The following is a 20,434-nucleotide window of genomic DNA, read 5'->3' on the forward strand; positions in this document are numbered from 1 at the left end:
TCGCTCCTACAGGTCCGGTGTTTCAATCTTCAAACCGGATCGGGCACTTCTGCGCCCCTTCAAGCTTCCTCAATTCTTCCACGACTTGCGGTCGTGCCCGGCGCAGGGTCAGGCTGCGATCCTGCCGCAGCAGGCGCCGCGCTTCCTGATGCAGCATTTCCACCCCTGAATAGTCGATAAAGTTGATCTGCTGTGCCTCGATCACCACGCGCATGCCCTGCATCCGTTGCAGTCGCACTTGCAGATAATGGCTGGCGCCGAAAAAGATCGAACCGCCCACCCGCAGAATATCTTCATCGCCGTCGCGCACATGCTGGACACGCGGTTGCGAGGTGCGCTTGAGGTAGAAGAACAGCGACGCCAGCACCCCGGCATAGATCGCCGTCTGCAGTTCCAGCAGCAACGTGGCGACACAGGTCAGGGCCATGACCACGAACTCGGCGCGGCTGACCCGCAGCAAGGCGCGTATGCCGCGATGGTCCACCAGCCCCCAGGCGATCAGCAAAATGCTGCCGGCCATGGCCGGGATCGGGATGTGCGCGATCAGGCGGGCGCCGAAGATCGCGAACAGCGCCACCCACAACGCCGAAAAAATGCCCGCCAGGGGTGAGCAGGCCCCCGCTTCGTAACTCAGGCCCGAGCGGGTGAAGGAGCCGGCTGACAGCGATCCGGAGAAAAACGCGCCGACCAGGTTGGATAAACCCTGGGCGCGGACTTCCTGATTGGCGTCGAGCAACTGCTGCGAGCGTGCCGACAGCGAACGGGCAATCGACAGGCTGGTCACCAGCCCGAGCATGCCCACGGCCACCGCACTCGGTAGCAGGCGCAGGATCAGGTCGAGGTCCAGGGGCAACGGGCTGAAGGGCGGCAACTGCCCGGTGAAAGCGCTGACCCGCTGCACATGACCGAACATCGATGGCCAGAGCCAGACCGCCAGTGCGCCCAGCATCAGGGTGATCAGCAGCGTCGGCCAACGCGGCAGCCACAGTTTGAGAGTCATGCCCACCAGCACGGTCGCCAGCCCCAGCACCAGCGAGGGTTTATCGATTTCGTCGAGGTGTTTGAACAGGGCGATGAAGCTGTCCAGCGCGGTGGCCTGGCTGGGCAAGTCCAGCCCCAGCAGGTTGGGCAACTGGCCAACGGCGATCACCACCGCTGCGCCGAGGGTAAAGCCGAGCACCACCGAATGAGAGACGAAATTCACCAGTGCGCCAAAACGCAGCAAGCCCAGCAACCACTGGAACACCCCGGCCAGAAAGGTCAGCAGCAGGATCACGGTGACGTAGTCCTGTGTCGCCGGAACGGCCAGAGGGCTGACGCTGGCGTACAGAACAATGGAGATGGCCGCTGTAGGACCGCAGATCAAATGCCATGACGAACCCCACAGACAAGCGATCAGTACCGGGATGATGGCCGCGTACAAACCGTATTCCGGTGGGAGACCGGCGATCAGGGCGTAGGCAATGGATTGCGGCAACGCGAGAATTGCGCCACTGAGGCCGACAATCAGGTCACGGCCAACGCTGGCGCGGGTTTGCCGGGGCAACCAGGTGAGGAACGGGAAAAGTGAATGGCGGCTGGGAAGGGCCATGAAGCCTCTCGGTTGGGGGTTTTCCACAGAGTATCAGGACACTACCAATATCTGTGGGAGCGGGCTTGCTCGCGAAAGCGGTGGGTCAGCCGACATTGTTGCCGACTGACAAACCGCTTTCGCGAGCAAGCCCGCTCCCACATTGGTTTAGAGCTTGGCTTTGACCACCGGCAACGCATCCTTGCCATCCACGGTCTTCACGCCATCGAGCCATTTATCCAGCACCGCCGGGTTGGCCTTGATCCACGCCTTGGCCGCATCGGCGTTGCTGACTTTCTTGTTCACCACCTCGGCCATGATGCTGTTCTCCATCTCCTGAGTGAAATTCAGGTTGGTCAGCAGCTTGCCGACGTTCGGGCAGGCCTGTGCATAACCCTTGCGGGTCAGGGTGTGCACGCTGCCAGTGTCGCCGAAGTATTTTTCCCCGCCCTTGAGGTAATGCATTTTCAGCTGCACGTTCATTGGGTGCGGGGTCCAGCCGAGGAAGGTGACGAATTTCTGTTTCTTCACCGCGCGGGACACTTCGGCCAGCATCGCCTGCTCACTGGACTCGACCAGCTTCCACTGGCCCATGTCGAAATCGTTTTTCTTAATGATGTCTTGCAGGGAGATGTTGGCCGGCGCACCCGAGCCGATGCCGTAGATCTTGTGCTCGAACTTGTCCGCGAATTTGTTCAGGTCGGAAAAGTTATGCACACCCGCATTCCACACGTAGTCCGGCACCGCCAGCGTGAATTCGGTGCCGTCGAGGTTCTTCGCCAGCTGCGTGACATCGCCGGTGGCCACGAACTTGTCATAGAAGCCCTGTTGCGCCGGCATCCAGTTACCCAGGAACACGTCGACCTGGCCGTCCTTGAGCCCGCCAAAGGTGATCGGCACCGCGAGGGTGTCGACCTTGGCCTTGTAGCCCATGCCGTCCAGCAGAAACCCGGTGATGGCGTTGGTCGCGGCGATGTCGCTCCAGCCAGGATCGGCCATCTTCACCGTCTCGCAGCCTTGATCGGCATACGCCGATGCACTGCCCAGGGCCAGGAGCCCGACCGTCAGTACTGTGGATAACCTTTGCATGGACTTCCCCTTAACATTATTGGTTTTGGCAGGGTTGTGGATAACGTGCTTTGCGCTCCAGATCATCGAGGTCGATGTGGTTGCGCATGTACTGCTGACTGGCGTCCACCAGCGGCTGGTGATCCCAGCTCTTCAGCTTGCCGACGGTCAGGGCGTCGGCGACGAAACGCCGGCGGCGCTGGCTCGCGAGCACCTGTTGATGGATTGCCGGAATGTCCCATTTGGCGCGTGCTTCGGCGAGAAAATCATCGAATAGCTGGCGATGTTGCGGCGATTGGCTGAGTTCTTCCAATTCGCGTGGATCATTGCGTACGTCGAAGAGTAGGCAAGGATCGTCTTCGCTGTAGATGAATTTATAAGGGCCACGGCGGATCATCATCAACGGACTGATGGTGCCTTCTGCCATGTACTCCCCGAACACTTCGTCGTGACCGCCCTGCCCTTGCAGGTGAGGAACCAATGAGCGGCCGTCCAGCGGCAAGCCGGGATGCAGCGAGCCACCCGCCAATTCGACGAAGGTCGGCAACAGGTCGGCGGTGGACACCGAGGCGCTAACTCGCCCCGCACCGAACTGCCCCGGTGCACTGATCAACAGGGGCACCCGCGCGGCCATTTCATACCAGTGCATTTTGTACCAGAGCCCGCGCTCGCCCAGCATGTCGCCGTGGTCGCCGGAGAACACGATGACGGTATCGTCGATAAGCCCGGTATCTTCGAGTGTTTGCAGGAGTTTGCCGACGTTGCTGTCGATATAGCTGCAAGCGCCGAAGTAGGCACGGCGTGCGTCGCGAATTTTATCCACAGGCAGGGGCTTGTCCCACAGGTCGTAAACCTTGAGCAAACGCTGGGAATGCGGGTCGAGATCATGTTGATCGGGCGTTGCGGGCAATGGGATGTCGGCATCGTCGTACAGGTCCCAAAATGCTTTGGGAATGGTGTACGGATCGTGTGGGTGAGTCATCGAAACCGTGAGGCAGAACGGCTGGTCGCCGTCCTCGCGAATGTGATCGAACAGGTATTGTTGGGCCTTGAACACCACCTCTTCGTCAAAATCCAGCTGGTTGGTACGCACGCAAGGCCCTGCTTGCAGCACCGATGACATGTTGTGATACCAGGTAGGACGCACATCCGGCTCGTCCCAATTGACCGCCCAACCGTAGTCCGCCGGATAGATGTCGCTGGTCAAGCGTTCTTCATAACCGTGCAACTGGTCCGGGCCGCAGAAGTGCATCTTGCCCGACAGTGCGGTGCGGTAGCCGAGGCGACGCAGGTAGTGAGCGTAAGTCGGCACATCGGCAGGGAAATCCGCGGCGTTGTCATAGGCGCCGATCTTGCTCGGCAATTGGCCGCTGACCAGGGTAAAGCGCGACGGCGCGCACAAGGGGCTGTTGCAATACGCGGCGTCGAACACCACGCCTTGGGCGGCGAGGCGACTCAAATTCGGCAGTTTGATGGGCGATGGGCCGTAGAACGGCAACATTGGCGCGGCCATTTGATCGGCCATGATGAAAAGAATGTTCTTGCGCTTCATGTGATCGCGGCATTCCATAGTGGATGTTTATGCGAGAGTGCTGAGATCGAGAATGTAATCCTTACACTTCGCGGTAAAGCCCATGAACGGCAATGACTAGGATAAGCACAGCTTATGTATGACGCCCTCGGTGACCTGTCTCTGGATTTGCTGCGCGCTTTCGAAGCGGCGGCTCGACACCGCAGTTTCACGGCGGCGGCGGTTGAGATGGGCACGACACAGCCAGCGATCAGCCAACAGATCAAGCGTCTGGAGGAACAGCTGGCGACCCGGTTGTTCGATCGCATCTACCGCGGCATTGAGTTGACCGAGCCTGGGATCATCCTTTTCGAGCAGGTTCAGCTCGGTTTGCAGCATATCGACGCCGGATTGAGCGCAATTAGCGCGCAGGATCAACACGAAGTGCTGCAGGTCGCCACCGATTTCGCCTTTGCCGCCTACTGGCTGATGCCACGACTGCACCGGTTTCACGCGGCCAATCCGCAAGTGGATGTGAGCCTGGTGACCAGTGAGCGCAGCCATAACATGCTGCGTACCGATATTGATGTGGCGATCCTGTTCGGCGATGGCCGCTTCAAGCAGGGTGAAAGCCATTGGCTGTTCAGCGAGGAGGTATTCCCCGTGTGCAGCCCGCAGTTGTTGAACGAACGCCCCCTGCCCTTGCCCGCCCAGGCCTTGCTGGAGTTTCCACTGCTGCACCTTCGCGGGGAGCACAGCAGCAACTGGTTCGACTGGAGCGGCGTGTTTCGTGAGCTGGGGATCAATTCGGCGCCAGCCCCGGGACAGTTGCGCTTCGACAACTATACCTTGCTGATACAGGCCGCGATTGGTGGCCAGGGCGTGGCCATTGGTTGGCGGCACCTCGTGGATAATTTGCTGGCGCAAGGTTTGCTCTGTCGACCCATAGCGCAAACGGTGATGTCCCCATTGGGATATTACGTAGTACTGCCGCAACGGAAACGGCGCGGGCCATTGATACAGCGGTTTGTCGATTGGTTGATGGCCGAACAGGCCAGCAGTGCGCAATCGCTTAACGGGCTGACCCTGCCCTCGATTGCAGTGTGAGAGTAAAAGATCGCAGCCTTCGGCAGCTCCTACACAGGGATTCGCATTCCACTGTAGGAGATGCCGAAGGCTGCGATCTTTTAGAATTCTGAAGTGGCGACAAAATTGACATGCTCGCCGACGTGCAAATTCAGGCGCAGTTCGTCCGCAATCCCCGCCGCCGTGCGCATCAGGCGCTCCAGCGGTTCTGCCAGGCCAGGCTCCAGGGTGCTGCTGATCTGACTGAAATGGTCGATGGTCAGCCCGGGTACGCCTCGCGGTGCATTCACCAGTGTCCAGCGCAAGGCGCTGCTTTGCAGGGCCTCGCGGATTTCCTCGGCGGCGTGGCGCTGCAGCGGCTCGAATGTTTCCGGATCGTCAAGTACGTCGAAATCCCCCACCAGGAACAGCCTCGCAATCCCGGCAGCCTGCATGCCATCAATCAGCGCATCCGCCGCCAATACTTGCTCCACCGGTCCTGGCACGAGGGTTGTTTCCACGGTTTCACTGTTGAACGGCAACCCTGGTGCGTCTAATAGACAGATGACGGCCGAACAGCCCGCCACGCTTTGCTTGACCCGTTCGGCGTCGAACAGATCCCCGGGCTTGGTGCGCAGGCCCGGTCGCGGCGCGAGCGCCGTCAGGTCATCCACAATGGCGATCACTTCGTGCTGGCGCCGCAGCAATTCAGCCATCAGCGCACTGCCCAGGCTGCTCATGGCACCATAAAGCACCACTTTCACCACCGGGGTTTCGGCATTCTTCATGGCCGTGCTCCTAGTTTCCCACCTATATGGCGTGTGACCTGTGGGAAATACCAAGGGTTCGAACCGATTCAGAGGACTTCAGATGCAAACGATCAAGGGGTATCACGCCCATGTGTATTTCGACGCCAGTACCCTGGGACAAGCGCGGACCTTGTGCGAGCAGGCAGCACAGCTGTTCCCGCTGACAATGGGGCGCGTGCATGAGCGGCCGGTTGGGCCGCATCCGGACTGGAGTTGCCAACTGGCGTTCGGGCCGGATCTGATCGGCGACGTGCTGCCGTGGCTGGCGCTCAATCGCAAAGGGCTGGTGGTGTTCCTGCACCCGGATACCGGCGACGATCTGGCGGATCACAGCGAGCACGCGATCTGGATGGGTGCGATTCGCCCGCTCAACCTGTCTATTTTTTGATCACAGGCTTTCTTCGGCCTCGCCGGGCAGGTGCTCGTCCAGGTGCAGCCAGGGCAGGCGATTGTCGGTCCAGATGTGCCGCTGCGCCGCAGCCTCCTCGGGGTGGTCGAGGGTGGCGATGGTCAGGTCGATGCTTTCGGGGCTCAAGTGTGTGGTCAATGCCAGCTGCGCCCCGCAGTTACCGCAGAAATAACGCACGGCGGTCGATGAGGAGTCGTACCGTGCCGGCGTTCCGGCCAGCCATTGAAAGGCCGAGGCGGGCACGGTGATCCAGGTGGTCACGATCCCGCCGCTGACCCGGCGGCAAATCGAGCAATGGCAGTGGGCGATGTCGTGCAGCGGCCCGCTGAACTGGTAACGCAGCTGTCCGCAATGGCAGCCGCCTGTGTGGATGGTGGCCATGCTGGTTCCTCCTGATGTGCTATCACTGACGCCTTCGCGAGCAAGCCCGCTCCCACATTGGAGTGCATTTCAACTGTGGGAGCGGGCTTGCTCGCGAAGGACCCGACCCGGTCTACCGCCCTGCCCCGGTCCGACGACCGGTTGTACTTCCGGTCAACGCTTTCATCGCCGAAAGCTGGCTGAAAGCTTGCGCGATTAGGATCGCCCTCACTGCCGGCAATAGACCGGCTGGCCAATGCGAGTGTTCGACTGCTCGCCAGGTCCATTTAACAACAACAATGGTGATCCTGATGTCCTTTGATACTCGCCGCTTCGCTGCAACTCCACCCGTACGCCTCGTGCTTCCCGTTCTGCGCTGACCTGCCCGGTCCGCCCATTCCCTAGCCGCGCTACGCCTGGAGTATTCCCATGCTGACTTTCCTTGGCTTCGCCATGGTCATCACCTTCATGTTCCTGATCATGACCAAGCGCCTGTCCGCGCTGATCGCTCTGATCATCATCCCGATCGTCTTCGCCCTGTTCGGTGGTTTCGGCCCGAAAATCGGCCCGATGATGCTCGAAGGCATCACCAAGCTCGCGCCGACCGGTGTGATGCTGATGTTCGCCATTCTGTACTTTGCCCTGATGATCGACTCCGGCCTGTTCGACCCGGCCGTGCGCAAGATCCTCAAGATGGTCAAGGGCGACCCGTTGAAAGTGTCGGTCGGCACCGCCGTGCTGGCGCTGGTGGTGTCCCTCGACGGCGACGGCGCAACCACGTACATGATCTGCGTGGCCGCCATGTTGCCGCTCTACAGCCGCATCGGCATGAGCCCGCGGATCATGGCCGGCCTGATCATCCTCGCCGGCGGCGTGATGAACATGACCCCCTGGGGTGGCCCGACCGCCCGTGCGGCCAGCGCGCTGCACGTGGACCCCTCGCACATCTTCGTACCGATGATCCCGGCGATGGCAGCCGGTGTCGTGGCGATCCTCGCCATTGCTTACTTCTACGGCAAACGTGAACGTGCGCGCCTGGGTGAACTGCACCTGGTCGGCGATGAAATCGATCACAGCGAAATCAGTGTTTCGCAGTTCCCGGATGCGCGTCGTCCAAAACTGATCTGGTTCAACGGCGCCCTGACCCTGGGTCTGATGTGCACCCTGATCGCCGGCCTGCTGCCGCTGCCGGTTCTGTTCATGGTGGCCTTCAGTATCGCGATGATCGTCAACTATCCGTGCCTGCAACAACAGAAGGATCGCGTCGCGGCTCACGCCGGCAGCGTGCTGGCAGTGGTCGGCCTGATCTTTGCCGCCGGTATCTTCACCGGTATCCTGTCGGGCACCGGAATGGTCGATGCCATGTCGAAAAGCCTGTTGTCGGTGATCCCTGACGTCCTCGGCCCATACCTGGCCGTGATCACGGCGCTGGTGAGCATGCCGTTCACCTTCTTCATGTCGAACGATGCATTTTATTACGGCGTGTTACCGGTACTTGCCGAAGCCGCCAGTCACTACGGTATAACCGCGGTGGAAATGGCACGTGCCTCGATCGTCGGTCAGCCCGTCCACTTGTTGAGCCCGCTGGTACCATCGACTTACCTGTTGGTTGCGCTGGCCGGGATCGATTTTGGTGATCACCAGCGCTTTACCCTGAAGTGGGCAGTGCTGGTGTGCATGTGCATACTGGTTGCAGCATTGCTGATGGGGATCTTTCCGCTGTTCAGCACTCTATAAGCCCAAGACTCACCATTGGGGTCCAGGCTTCGCTGTTTGAAGTCCGGGCCCTTTTTGGTTCAACACATCCTCAAAGGAATACACATGGAATGGCTGACCAACCCTGAAATCTGGGTTGCCTTCTTCACCCTGACCGCCCTGGAAATCGTCCTGGGCATCGATAACATCATCATGATTTCGATCCTGGTCAGCCGCATGCCCAAGCACATGCAACAGCGCACCCGGATCTTCGGCCTCGCGCTGGCCATGATCACGCGGATCCTGTTGCTGCTGTCGATCACCTGGGTCATGCGCCTCACCGCCGACCTGTTCGAGGTGTTCGGTCAGGGCATTTCCGGACGCGACCTGATCCTGTTCTTCGGTGGCCTGTTCCTGCTGTGGAAAAGCTCGCAAGAGATGTACCACGCGCTGGAAGGCGAAGACGAAACCAGCGACGAGCCCAAGGGCAAGGGCGGTAATTTCCTCTACACCATCATCCAGATCGCGATCATCGACATCGTGTTCTCCCTGGATTCGGTGATCACCGCCGTCGGCATGGTCTCCCACGTACCGGTCATGGTCGCGGCGATCATCGTGGCGGTCCTGGTCATGATGCTGGCTTCGGGCACCATCAGCGAGTTCATCGACAAGCACCCTTCGCTGAAAATGCTGGCGCTGGCGTTCCTGTTGATCGTCGGTACCGTGCTGATTGCCGAATCCTTCGACGTGCATGTGCCTAAAGGCTACGTCTACTTCGCCATGGCGTTCTCGCTGGCGGTGGAAGCGATCAACATCAAGATGCGCACCGCGATCGCCAAAAAGAAGAAGCAGCAGGATCCGGTGAAACTGCGCAAGGACATTCCAGGGCAATAACCCGAATGTTGTAGCAATGCAGAACCTGTGGGAGCGGGCTTGCTCGCGAAGACGGAGTTTCAGTCGACATCAATGTTGCCTGATACGACGCCTTCGCGAGCAAGCCCGCTCCCACATTGCGTTATGGGATGCATGAAGCTGTTTTCATGACAGTTTTGTTTCAAACACTTCTTTAGCTATGCGATGCTGGCGCCCAGACCGTTAGCCAACTACAGCTTAAATACAACACGTAGAACGTCGCGCGGTACCGTCAACTTGCTCCTTTGGGGCGCTACCACCACAGGGGGCCTGCATGCTCACCCTGCTCAATTTGCTCTCAGCCGTGGCCTTGTTGATCTGGGGCACGCACATCGTCCGAACCGGCATCCTGCGGGTCTACGGCTCCAACCTGCGCCATGTCATTGGCCAGAACATGTCCAGGCGTTGGCTGGCTTTCATCTCGGGGATCGTGGTGACCGCCATGGTCCAGAGCAGTAACGCCACGGCGATGCTCGTCACGTCATTCGTCGGCCAGGGCCTGATGGCGCTGACACCGGCGCTGGCGACCATGCTTGGGGCGGATGTCGGTACGGCGCTGATGGCGCGGGTGCTGACCTTCGACCTGTCATGGCTGTCGCCGCTGCTGATCTTTCTGGGGGTGATTTTCTTCCTGTCGCGCAAACAGACCCGGTTGGGCCAGATGGGACGCGTCAGTATCGGCCTGGGATTGATCATTCTGGCGCTGCAACTGATCGTCGAGGCTGCTGCGCCGATCACCCACGCCCAGGGAGTGAAGGTGATTTTCGCCTCGCTGACCGGCGATATCCTGCTCGACGCCCTGGTCGGTGCGCTGTTCGCCATGATTTCCTACTCCAGCCTGGCGGCTGTGCTGCTGACCGCGACCCTGGCCGGCGCCAGCGTGATCAGCCTGCCGGTGGCCATCGGCCTGGTGATCGGCGCCAATATCGGCAGCGGCGTTCTCGCGTTCCTTAGCACCAGCATGCAGAACGCCGCTGGCCGCCAGGTGGCGTTGGGCAGCCTGCTGTACAAACTGATCGGTCTGTTGCTGATCATCCCGGTGCTCGATCCGTTGGTGCACTGGATCGACAGCCTGGACTTCAGCCCACAGGAAATGGTCATCGGCTTCCACCTGCTCTACAACACCGTGCGTTGCCTGATCCTGCTGCCCAGCGTCGGGCCGATGGCCAGGTTCTGCGCGTGGGTACTGCCCGAACGCCCGCAAATCAATGGCATGGCCAAGCCCCGGCACCTTGATCCCACCGCGCTGGTCACCCCGAGCCTGGCGCTGGCCAACGCGGCCCGCGAAACCCTGCGCATGGGCGACCTGATCGACAACATGCTCGAAGCCATGCTCGACGTGCTGCATGGCAAACAGACTGCCGTGACCCAGGAAATGCGCCGGCTGACTGATGATGTGGAAGCACTCTACAGCGCCATCAAGCTGTACCTGGCGCAAATGCCCCGCGAGGACCTCAGCGACCAGGACAGCCGGCGCTGGGCGGAAATCATCGAGTTGGCGATCAACCTGAAACTCGCCAGCGACCTGATCGAACGCATGTTGCGCAAGGTCCAGCAGCAGAAAACCGCCCAGCGCCGCTCGTTTTCCGAGGTGGGGCTGGAAGAGTTGGCGGGGTTGCACAGTCAGTTGATTGCCAACCTGCGCCTGGGCTTGTCGGTGTTTCTCAGCGGCGACAAGGAAAGTGCCCGTCAGCTGCTGCGTGAGAAACGTCGCTTTCGCGCACAGGAACGCCGCCTGGCCCACGCCCACGTCAGCCGTTTGCAACGTAAGATCGTGCAAAGTATCGAGACCAGTTCCCTGCACCTGGAACTGATCGCCGATATGAAGCGCCTGAATTCGCTGTTTTGCAGCAGTGCCTATGTGGTGCTGGAAACGTCCGACACCGGTGCGCTGGTTGTCGACGATTTGGCTGACATCACGCATTCGCCTTGAACGTCTGGCGGTGGGGTCAGTCAGTAACATTGGTTCCGCCTGAAGGCCGTTCGCGAGCAAGCCCGCTCCTACCGTTGATTTGCAGGGTTCACAAAACCTGGGTGGGAGCGGGCTTGCTCGCGAAGACGGCCTGACTGACGACAGGGATCTCCAATCAGCCGTATGGAAGCTCGTTATGCGTTGTCTGTTGTTCGCCTGTCTGTTGCTTGGCTCATTCCCGTCATTTGCCCTGGACCGCTTCCAGGTCGAAGGCTACAGCCTGCGCAACGGTCTGCAATTGCTGCTCAAGCCTGGCGCCGAGCGCGGGCACGTGGCGATTCGGCTGGTGGTCGGTGTCGGCATCGATGACTTCAGCTGCGCCGACAAGGAGCTGCCGCACCTGCTCGAACATTTGCTGTTCAGCGGCATCGATGCCAGCGGTGAAGGCGGCCTGGAGGAACGCATGCAAGCGCTGGGTGGCGAATGGAACGCCTTCACCAGCAACGCCGACACCACGTTCGTGATCGAAGCCCCGGCGAAAAACCAGCGCAAGGTCCTCGACCTGCTGCTGGCCTTGCTGACCCAGACCCGATTCGATGACAACGCGATCAACGCCGCCAAACAAGTGGTCGAGCGCGAAGACGGCGGTCATTACTCGCATTTGCAGCGCTGGCTGGATCGCCAGGACCTGGGTCATACCGCCAGCAATCAACTGGCCGTGGAGCTGGGCCTCAAATGCCCGGAGCGCGCGGAGGTCGACCAGCTGACCCGTGAGCAACTGGAGAAGGTGCGCGAGGATTGGTACGCGCCCAACAACATGACACTGATCGTGGTCGGTGACCTTGACCGCTTGCTGCCGGCCTATCTGGACCGGACCTATGGCGCGCTGAAGCCGATCGAGCCGACCGAGCACCCGGCGCTGCCGCAAATCCAGGCCAGCGCCGCCCACGAGCGCACCCTGACCCGCGGCTTCGTCGGTGGCGGAGCCAAGCTGCACTGGCTGGTCCCGGAGCCCGTGCTGGAAGATCAGCACGACGAAACCTTCGATTTGCTCAAGGACTACCTGGACTGGGCGCTCTATCGCCAGCTGCGTCTGGCGCACGGCTTGTCCTACGGTCCGTGGGCCGAGCGTGAGGTGTTCGGCGGCGTGGGCTTCATGAGCCTCAATGCCGATCTGGAGCGCGACGACGTGGCCGAGGCGCTAAAGGTGCTGGATGAATTGAAGGCCGGGCTGCTCAAGGACGGCCTGAATGCCGAGACCTTCAACCGCCTCAAACAGGCCGCCATCGCCCGCCAGGCCTGGGCGGTGCAAGGCAACAGCGCGCTGGCTGACTATTACTGGAGCGCCATCGGCGACTACGAGGACGGCCGTTTCGCCGACCCGGCCAGGGAGTTGCAGGCGGTGACCCTGGCTGAGGCGAACAAGGCCATGCGCGAACTGCTCCTGCAACCGGGCTATGTGCGGATCGAGAAACCGTTGCTCAGTGATGATCAGTTGCTGTGGGCGATTGCCGGATTACTCGGATTGATCGTGCTGAGTCTGGGGGCCTGGCGTTTTCATCGCAGAAAGTAACCACTTTTTCTGATGAGGCGGTACGCTATCGAGGATTTTTCCTACGACTACTGTGAACCGCCGAATGCCGACCCTGACCCTTTTCGTACAGCGCATCCTGGAACTGATGAAGCGCTATCCCGGGGTCATTGCGCTCGGTGGTTTTGTCTCCGGGGTCGGCAGCTTCATTCTGGTGGATCGGCAACAGGGGCTCGCCAGCTGGATCACCACCATCATGCTGATCAGCTGGGTCTGGCTGATGCTGGAAAACAGCCTGACCAAACTGTTCACCCGGATATTCAAGCGGGAAATCCCCCAGCCCCTGCTGCGCTACGCCACGCAGATGATTCACCAGGAAAGCCTGTTCTTTGTCCTGCCGTTCTTTTTCATCACCACCACCTGGAACAGCGGCCAGTTGTTCTTCACCGGACTGCTGGGCATCGCGGCGCTGATTTCCATCATCGATCCGTTGTACTACAAGTGGCTGGCGCCACGGCGCTGGGCCTTCCTGGCGTTGCACACGCTGACCCTGTTCGCGGCCCTGCTGACGGCGTTGCCGGTGATCATGCACCTCACCACGTCGCAAAGTTTCAAATGGGCGCTGGGCATCGCGGTGTTGCTGTCGTTCCCGAGCCTCGCCTCCATTTTCCCGATCCGCACCGTGCGCAACGCCCTGGCGATCCTGTGCATCACCGTGGGCATCGGCGGCCTGGGTTGGGTGCTGCGTTCGTGGGTGCCGCCGGCGACGCTGTGGATGACCGACGTGGCGATCAGCACGCAGTTGCAGGACCGCACGCCTGGCAAGAGCCTGGACGAAGTCAGCGCCGAGCAGATCCGCGGCGACGGGCTGTACGCCTACACCGCGATCAATGCCCCGCGCGGCCTCGACGAGCGCATTTATCACGTCTGGCAGTTCAACGGTAAAGAGGTCGACCGCATTCCCCTGGACATCCACGGCGGCCGCAAGGAAGGCTATCGGGCCTGGACCCACAAGAAGAATTTCCCTGGCAACCCCGCCGGTAAGTGGCAGGTCAGGGTGCTGACCGAAGATGGCCAGGTTATCGGTGTGCTGCGGTTCAAGATCACCGACAGCACACCGATCAAAGAAAAGTAATCCGGTTCGTGCTATTACGTAGATCTGCGTAAATAGCCGAGAAAGCACGGAGCTTATGACCAGCAACACAGTGGCCGGCAATGCCCAACTGGACACCTCGCACTCCCCGCCTCAGATTCGGGTGACGGGAGACTGGACGCTCGCCCATTACGCCGACCTCAAGCGCCTGAGCGACAAGCTCGAAGGCCAGTACGACGACAGCACCCGCATCGACCTCAACGGTCTGGGCGCCCTCGACACGGCAGGCGCCTCGCTGCTGGTGGAGCTACTGGGTTCCGAACGCCTCGGCCGATCCGCCGAACACCCCGATTGCACGATCTCCTCCGCCGACCGCGCACTGTTGCAAACGGTCTACCGTTCCCTGACGGATTTCTGCGTGCCGATCAAGGAGCCGGAAATCAGCGTCGGCATCCAGCTGCTGACCCGCATCGGCCGCGCGGTGGACACGGTCTGGCAGGACACCCTGCAACTGCTGGGTTTCGTCGGCCTGATTCTGGAAACCATCCTGCGCGGCCTGTTCCGCCCGAAACGCTGGCGCATCACACCGATGGTGGCGCACATTGAACAGACCGGCCTCGACGCCGCGCCCATCGTCGCCCTGCTGACCTTTCTGGTGGGCGCCGTGGTGGCGTTTCTCGGGGCAACCGTACTGACCACCTTCGGCGCCAGTGTGTTTACCGTGGACCTGGTGGCCTTCGCCTTCCTGCGCGAGTTCGGTGTGTTGCTCACCGCGATCCTGATGGCCGGCCGCACCGCCAGTGCGTTCACCGCGCAGATCGGCTCGATGAAGGCCAACGAAGAAATCGACGCCATCCGCACCCTGGGCCTGGACCCGATGGAGTTGCTGGTGGTGCCGCGAGTCCTGGCCCTGCTGGTTGCGTTGCCAATGCAGACCTTTCTGGCGATGGTTTCGGGGATTGTCGGTGGCGGCGTGGTCTGCGCGGTGTCGCTGGATATTTCGCCGGCGATGTTCCTGTCGCTGCTGCAATCGGACATCGGTGTTCAGCACTTTCTGGTGGGGATCGTCAAAGCGCCGGTGTTTGCCTTCCTGATCGCCGCCATCGGCTGCCTGGAAGGCTTCAAGGTCAGCGGCAGTGCTGAATCCGTCGGGGCGCACACCACCTCCAGCGTGGTCCAGTCGATTTTCGTGGTGATCGTGCTCGATGCCGTGGCCGCGTTGTTTTTCATGGAGATGGGCTGGTGAGTCGTTTACCCCGAGCGCCCGCCGAGGCGGTGATTGAAGTCCGTGGGCTGTGCAATCGTTTTGGCAGCCAGAGCGTGCACGAGAACCTCGACCTGGATTTATACAAAGGTGAAATCCTTGCGATAGTCGGCGGCTCCGGTAGCGGCAAATCGGTGTTGTTGCGCAGCATCGTCGGCTTGCGCCAGCCCAGCGAAGGCCTGGTGAAGGTGTTCGGCAAAAACCTGCCGACGCTGCCGGAACATGAGCGATCCCTGATTGAACGGCGCTTCGGCGTGCTGTTCCAGAAAGGCGCCCTGTTCTCTTCGCTGACGGTGACCGAGAACGTCGCCCTGCCGCTGATCGAACACGCCGGCCTGAGCCGCAACGATGCCGAGCACCTGGCGGCGGTGAAACTGGCGCTGGCCGGGCTGCCGCTGTCGGCCGCGGACAAATACCCCGCGTCCTTGTCCGGGGGCATGATCAAGCGTGCGGCGCTGGCGCGGGCATTGGCACTGGACCCGGACATCCTGTTTCTCGACGAACCCACCGCCGGCCTCGATCCGATTGGTGCCGCCGCCTTCGATCAGTTGATCCTGACCCTGCGCGACGCCCTTGGCTTCAGCGTTTTTCTGGTGACCCACGATCTCGATACGCTCTACACCATCACCGATCGGGTGGCGGTGCTGGCGCAGAAAAAGGTACTGGTGGCCGATGCCATCGATGTCGTTTCGGAGACCGATGATGCGTGGATTCACGAATACTTCCACGGCCCTCGCGGCCGCGCGGCGCTGACCGCCGCCCAACAGCTCAACGAGGTCTGACATGGAAACCCGAGCCCATCATGTATTGATCGGCCTGTTCACCGTGATTGTGGTGGCAGGCGCCCTGCTCTTTGGCTTGTTTCTGGCCAAATCCAGCGTCGACACCGAGTTCAAGGATTATGAAGTGGTGTTTAACGAGGCGGTCAGCGGCCTGTCCAAGGGCAGTTCCGTGCAGTACAGCGGGATCAAGGTCGGCGACGTGGTGTCGCTGCGCCTGGACCCGAAAGACCCGCGCCGGGTGCTGGCGCGGATCCGCCTGGGCGGCGATACGCCGATCAAGGAAGACACCCAGGCCAAGCTGGCGCTGACCGGGGTGACCGGGACCTCGATCATCCAGCTCAGCGGTGGTACGCCGCAGAGCCCGACGCTCAAGGGCAAGGACGGCAAACTGCCGACCATTGTCGCGTCGCCCTCGCCCATCGCCCGTTTGCTCAACGACAGCAACGACTTGATGGCCGGCGTGAACATGCTGATGCACAACGCCAACCTGATGTTTTCCACGGAAAACATCGAGCGCATCAGCAAGACCCTTGAGCATCTGGAGCAAACCACCGGCACCATCGCCGACCAGCGTGGCGACCTGCGCCTGGCCATGCAGCAACTGGCCTCGGTCGGCAAGCAGGCCAGCACCATGATGGAACAGACGTCGGCGCTGATGCGCAACGCCAACGGTTTGCTCAACGACCAGGGCAAGCAGATGTTCGGCAGCGCCGAACAGGCCATGAAGTCCCTGGAACAGAGCAGCGCGACGATCAACAAACTGCTCAGCACCAATCAGGATTCGCTCAACAGCGGCATGCAGGGCCTCAATGGCCTGGCCCCGGCGATCCGTGAGTTGCGTGAAACCCTGACCTCGCTGCGTACCATTTCGCGACGCCTGGAGGCCGATCCCAGCGGTTACCTGCTGGGCAGTGACAAGCACAAGGAATTCACTCCATGAAGCTGACCACCCTCGCCCTCCTCGCCAGTTTCACGCTGATCAGCGCGTGCTCGATCCTGCCCAAGCCCGAGCCGTTTGAAATCTATCGCTTGCCGGCGGCGCAAACCAGCGCATCGGCCAGTCACGGCACCCCGCAGCGCTGGTCGCTGCGCCTGAACAAACCACAGTCCAGCGAGGCGTTGAACAGCCCGAACATTGCCGTCATTCCCCAAGGCGATGTGATCATCAGCTACAAGGGTTCGCGCTGGAGCGACCCGGCGCCGGTGCTGGTGCGTAATCGCTTGCTGGACGGTTTCCAGCGCGATGGCCGGGTGACGTTGCTCAGCACCGACGACAGCAATTTCCAGGCAGACCTGGAGCTGGGCGGCAGCCTGCAGGCGTTTCAGACTGAGTATCAAGGCCCCGCCGCCAGTGCCGTGGTGCGGCTGGATGTGTTGCTGGTGCGCGGGTATGACCAGCGAATCCTCGCCAGTCGCCGATTTGAAGTGCGTCAACCGCTGAGTGATGTGAAGGTGCCGGCGGTGGTGGCCGGGTTTGGCCAGGCCAGTGATCAATTGACGGCGCAGGTGGTGGCTTGGGCGGTGGAGCAAGGGCGGAAACTGGCGCCGCCACCCAGACCCTGAAGCCTTTCACATATCCAATGTGGGAGCGGGCTTGCTCGCGAAAGCGTAGTGTCAGTCGACATCAATGCTGAATGACACACCGCCTTCGCGAGCAAGCCCGCTCCCACAGGGATTTGTGGTTAGCCGAAGAACCAGTAGCAGACGCCAATCGCCCCCAGCACGCCCGCCAGCTCCGCCAGTAACGCACACCCCACCGCATGTCGCGCGCGCTGGATGCCCACCGCGCCGAAGTACACCGCCAGTACATAGAACGTGGTTTCGGTGCTGCCCTGGATCGTCGCCGCGACCAATGCCGGGAAGCTGTCCACCCCGGACGTCTTCATTGTTTCGATTAACATCGCCCGGGCGGCGCTGCCGGAGAAGGGCTTGACCATCGCAGTTGGCAGCGCATCGACAAAGCGCGTGTCCCAACCGGCCCATTCCACCAGGTGGCGAATCCCGTCCAGGCCGAAATCCAGCGCCCCGGACGCCCGCAATACGCCGACTGCGCACAGCATCGCCACCAGGTACGGCAGCAAATTCTTCGCCACGTCGAAACCTTCCTTGGCCCCTTCGACGAACGCCTCGTACACCTTTACTTTGCGCATCGCACCAATTAGCAGAAACAGCATGATCAGGCCGAATAGCGTCAGGTTGCCGAGGATCGACGACAAACCGGCCAGAGCGGTAGCCGACATGGTCCCCAGCAACGCCATGAAACCACCCAGGGCGAGGGCGCCGGGAATCAGGTAGGCCAGCACCACCGGGTCCCAGACGCGCAGGCGTTGCATGAACGCGACGGCCAGGAAGCCGACGATGGTCGAGCAGCTGGTGGCCAGCAGGATCGGCAGGAACACCAGCGTCGGGTCGGGTGCGCCTTGCTGGGCGCGGTACATGAAGATCGTCACCGGCAGCAGGGTCAGGGACGACGCATTGAGCACCAGGAACAGGATCTGCGCGTTGCTGGCGATGGTGTCGCTGGGATTGAGTTCCTGCAGGGCCTTCATGGCCTTGAGACCGATCGGCGTGGCGGCGTTGTCCAGGCCCAGGCCGTTGGCGGCGAAGTTCAGGGTAATCAGGCCGATGGCCGGGTGACCGGGCGGCACCTCCGGCATCAATCGCAGAAACAGCGGGCCGAGGGCCCTGGCCAGCCATTCGACGATGCCGGCTTTCTCGGCGATGCGCAGAAAGCCCAGCCAGAGGGTGAGGGTGCCAAACAGCAGCACCATGACTTCGACCGACAGCTTGGCCATGGCGAAAATGCTTTCCACCATCGCCGCGAAGATCCCGGCGTTGCCGCCGATCAGCCATTGCGCCAGCGCCGACACGGCGGCCACGATGAAGAAGCCAAGCCACAGGCCATTAAGCATCAGTCAAATCCCCCAAAAGATGGGCGAATGATAGCGGGGTGGCCAGAAACGACAAACCCCGGATTTCTCCGGGGTTTTTATAACGCGGTGCACGCTATCCAATGTGGGAGCGGGCTTGCTCGCGAAGGCGGTATTTCAGTCAACAGAGATGTTGAATGTTCCGGCCTCTTCGCGAGCAAGCCCGCTCCCACAGGGATTTGCGTTAGTTGCTGGAAACCTCGCCAGCCGGCAGTTTTTCCTTGCTGCGCCAGTGCGGCAGGGAGTTCCAGTAGCGCTGGCCCTTGGCGTCGTCGTACATGCCTTCCCAGCGAGAGATAACCAGCACGGCCAGGGCGTTGCCGATCACGTTCAGCGCGGTACGGGCCATGTCCATGATGCGGTCGACACCGGCGATGAACGCCAGGCCTTCCAGCGGGATGCCCACGCTGCCCAGGGTGGCCAGCAGCACCACGAAGGACACGCCCGGTACGCCGGCGATGCCTTTGGAGGTGACCATCAGGGTCAGGACCAGCAGCAATTGCTGGCTGATCGACAGGTCGATGCCGTACAGCTGGGCGATAAAGATGGCCGCGATGCTTTGGTACAGGGTCGAACCGTCGAGGTTGAACGAATAACCGGTCGGCACCACGAAGCTGCAAATGGCTTTCGGCGCGCCGTAGGCTTCCATCTTCTCGATCACGCGCGGCAGCACGGTTTCGGAGGAAGCGGTGGAGTAGGCCAGCACCAGCTCATCCTTGAAGATGCGCATCAGCTTGATCACCGAGAAGCCGAACAGGCGAGCGATCAGGCCCAGTACCACAAAGGCGAAGAAGGCGATGGCGAAGTAAACCAGGATCACCAGTTTCGCCAGCGGCAGCAGGGACGCGAAGCCGAAGTTGGCCACGGTGACCGCGATCAGGGCGAAAACGCCAATCGGGGCGTAGTTCATGATCATGTGAGTGACCTTGAACATGCTTTCCGACACACCCTGGAACATCGTGACCAGCGGGTCGCGCAATTCGGGCTTGAGGCTCGACAGGCCGAGACCGAACAGCACCGAGAAGAAAATGATCGGCAGCATTTCGCCGCGGGCCATGGCCGCGAAGATGTTGGACGGGATCAGGTTGAGGATGGTTTCGATGAACGCGTGTTCATGCTGAACCTCGGCCGCCGTGGCCTGGTACTTGGAAATATCCACAGTGCCCAGGGTGCTCATGTCGATGCCGGCGCCCGGATGGAACAGGTTGGCCAGCAGCAGGCCGACAACGATGGCAATGGTGGTGACGACTTCGAAATAGATGATGGTCTTGAGGCCGATGCTACCGAGCTTCTTCGCATCACCGACGCCGGCAATGCCGACGATCAGCGAGGAGATCACGATAGGGATCACGATCATCTTGATCAGACGGATAAAGATATCGCCTGCTGGTTGCAGGACGTTGCTGATCCACCAGGCTTTCTCGGCACTGAAATGGTTGAGCAGCGCACCGATTGCAATCCCCAATACCAGACCGATGAGGATCTGCCAGGCGAGGCTAAGCTTTGCCTTCTTCATATCTTTAC

At 61.0% G+C, this 20,434-nt stretch carries 18 protein-coding genes; 11 read left to right on the top strand and 7 right to left on the bottom strand.

The window, feature by feature from the left end; translation table 11 throughout:
* Nucleotides 1-22: 22 nt before the first annotated feature.
* The 3 genes from F8N66_RS27535 to betC form a co-directional block, all read right to left on the bottom strand.
* Nucleotides 23-1,591: a SulP family inorganic anion transporter gene (locus tag F8N66_RS27535; protein ID WP_150773125.1), complete on the bottom strand. Its 1,569-nt coding sequence runs from the start codon at nucleotides 1,589-1,591 to the stop codon at nucleotides 23-25.
* A gap of 147 nt (nucleotides 1,592-1,738) precedes the next feature.
* Entirely contained in the window at nucleotides 1,739-2,659 is a 921-nt protein-coding gene (gene choX / locus F8N66_RS27540; protein ID WP_150773126.1) for a choline ABC transporter substrate-binding protein, read from the bottom strand.
* Nucleotides 2,660-2,675: 16 nt separating this feature from the next.
* Nucleotides 2,676-4,190, bottom strand: a complete 1,515-nt coding sequence (gene betC / locus F8N66_RS27545) for a choline-sulfatase (RefSeq protein WP_150773127.1) — start codon at nucleotides 4,188-4,190, stop codon at nucleotides 2,676-2,678.
* A 114-nt stretch (nucleotides 4,191-4,304) separates the two neighbouring features.
* Between betC and F8N66_RS27550 the strand changes: the two genes are divergently transcribed.
* On the top strand, nucleotides 4,305-5,255 hold the full coding sequence (locus F8N66_RS27550) for a choline sulfate utilization transcriptional regulator (protein ID WP_150773128.1): 951 nt from the start codon (nucleotides 4,305-4,307) through the stop codon (nucleotides 5,253-5,255).
* A gap of 80 nt (nucleotides 5,256-5,335) precedes the next feature.
* Here the strand turns inward: F8N66_RS27550 and F8N66_RS27555 are convergent, their stop codons facing one another.
* Nucleotides 5,336-6,001, bottom strand: coding sequence for an NAD(P)-dependent oxidoreductase (locus F8N66_RS27555; RefSeq protein WP_150773129.1), 666 nt, complete (start codon nucleotides 5,999-6,001; stop codon nucleotides 5,336-5,338).
* Nucleotides 6,002-6,083: 82 nt separating this feature from the next.
* Here F8N66_RS27555 and F8N66_RS27560 point away from each other — a divergent pair, with 82 nt between their 5' ends.
* Complete coding sequence (locus F8N66_RS27560; RefSeq protein ID WP_150773130.1) at nucleotides 6,084-6,410, top strand: DOPA 4,5-dioxygenase family protein; 327 nt, start codon at nucleotides 6,084-6,086, stop codon at nucleotides 6,408-6,410.
* Here F8N66_RS27560 and F8N66_RS27565 read toward each other — a convergent pair whose 3' ends face one another.
* On the bottom strand, nucleotides 6,411-6,812 hold the full coding sequence (locus tag F8N66_RS27565; protein ID WP_150773131.1) for a GFA family protein: 402 nt from the start codon (nucleotides 6,810-6,812) through the stop codon (nucleotides 6,411-6,413).
* Nucleotides 6,813-7,220: 408 nt separating this feature from the next.
* On the opposite strand from F8N66_RS27565, the gene F8N66_RS27570 reads away from it, so the two are divergent.
* The 9 genes from F8N66_RS27570 (at nucleotide 7,221) to F8N66_RS27615 (ending at nucleotide 17,543) form a co-directional block, all read left to right on the top strand.
* On the top strand, nucleotides 7,221-8,528 hold the full coding sequence (locus F8N66_RS27570) for a CitMHS family transporter (protein WP_150773132.1): 1,308 nt from the start codon (nucleotides 7,221-7,223) through the stop codon (nucleotides 8,526-8,528).
* Between the two features lie 84 nt (nucleotides 8,529-8,612).
* Nucleotides 8,613-9,380, top strand: coding sequence for a TerC family protein (locus F8N66_RS27575; protein ID WP_150773133.1), 768 nt, complete (start codon nucleotides 8,613-8,615; stop codon nucleotides 9,378-9,380).
* A 292-nt stretch (nucleotides 9,381-9,672) separates the two neighbouring features.
* Entirely contained in the window at nucleotides 9,673-11,331 is a 1,659-nt protein-coding gene (locus tag F8N66_RS27585) for a Na/Pi cotransporter family protein (protein WP_150773134.1), read from the top strand.
* 175 nt (nucleotides 11,332-11,506) lie between these two features.
* Nucleotides 11,507-12,883: a M16 family metallopeptidase gene (locus F8N66_RS27590; protein ID WP_150773135.1), complete on the top strand. Its 1,377-nt coding sequence runs from the start codon at nucleotides 11,507-11,509 to the stop codon at nucleotides 12,881-12,883.
* A gap of 64 nt (nucleotides 12,884-12,947) precedes the next feature.
* On the top strand, nucleotides 12,948-13,976 hold the full coding sequence (locus F8N66_RS27595; protein ID WP_150773136.1) for a DUF5924 family protein: 1,029 nt from the start codon (nucleotides 12,948-12,950) through the stop codon (nucleotides 13,974-13,976).
* A gap of 55 nt (nucleotides 13,977-14,031) precedes the next feature.
* Nucleotides 14,032-15,180, top strand: coding sequence for an ABC transporter permease (locus tag F8N66_RS27600; RefSeq protein ID WP_150773137.1), 1,149 nt, complete (start codon nucleotides 14,032-14,034; stop codon nucleotides 15,178-15,180).
* A complete protein-coding gene (locus F8N66_RS27605) occupies nucleotides 15,177-15,980 on the top strand; it encodes an ABC transporter ATP-binding protein (protein ID WP_150773138.1) in 804 nt (267 codons plus the stop codon). The genes F8N66_RS27600 and F8N66_RS27605 overlap by 4 nt, the downstream gene beginning before the upstream one ends.
* A 1-nt stretch (nucleotide 15,981) precedes the next feature.
* Nucleotides 15,982-16,920: an MlaD family protein gene (locus F8N66_RS27610; RefSeq protein WP_150773139.1), complete on the top strand. Its 939-nt coding sequence runs from the start codon at nucleotides 15,982-15,984 to the stop codon at nucleotides 16,918-16,920.
* Entirely contained in the window at nucleotides 16,917-17,543 is a 627-nt protein-coding gene (locus F8N66_RS27615; RefSeq protein ID WP_150773140.1) for an ABC-type transport auxiliary lipoprotein family protein, read from the top strand. The genes F8N66_RS27610 and F8N66_RS27615 overlap by 4 nt, the downstream gene beginning before the upstream one ends.
* Before the next feature lie 119 nt (nucleotides 17,544-17,662).
* On the opposite strand, the gene F8N66_RS27625 is transcribed toward F8N66_RS27615, so the two are convergent.
* A complete protein-coding gene (locus F8N66_RS27625; RefSeq protein WP_150773141.1) occupies nucleotides 17,663-18,892 on the bottom strand; it encodes a nucleoside recognition domain-containing protein in 1,230 nt (409 codons plus the stop codon).
* 202 nt (nucleotides 18,893-19,094) lie between these two features.
* Nucleotides 19,095-20,426 (bottom strand): glutamate/aspartate:proton symporter GltP, encoded by a 1,332-nt coding sequence (gene gltP, locus F8N66_RS27635; RefSeq protein WP_150773142.1) that lies wholly within the window; start codon nucleotides 20,424-20,426, stop codon nucleotides 19,095-19,097.
* Nucleotides 20,427-20,434: the final 8 nt, after the last annotated feature.

Source organism: Pseudomonas fluorescens, assembly GCF_902498195.1.
In the GTDB taxonomy this organism is placed as follows: Bacteria; Pseudomonadota; Gammaproteobacteria; order Pseudomonadales; family Pseudomonadaceae; genus Aquipseudomonas; species Aquipseudomonas fluorescens_BU.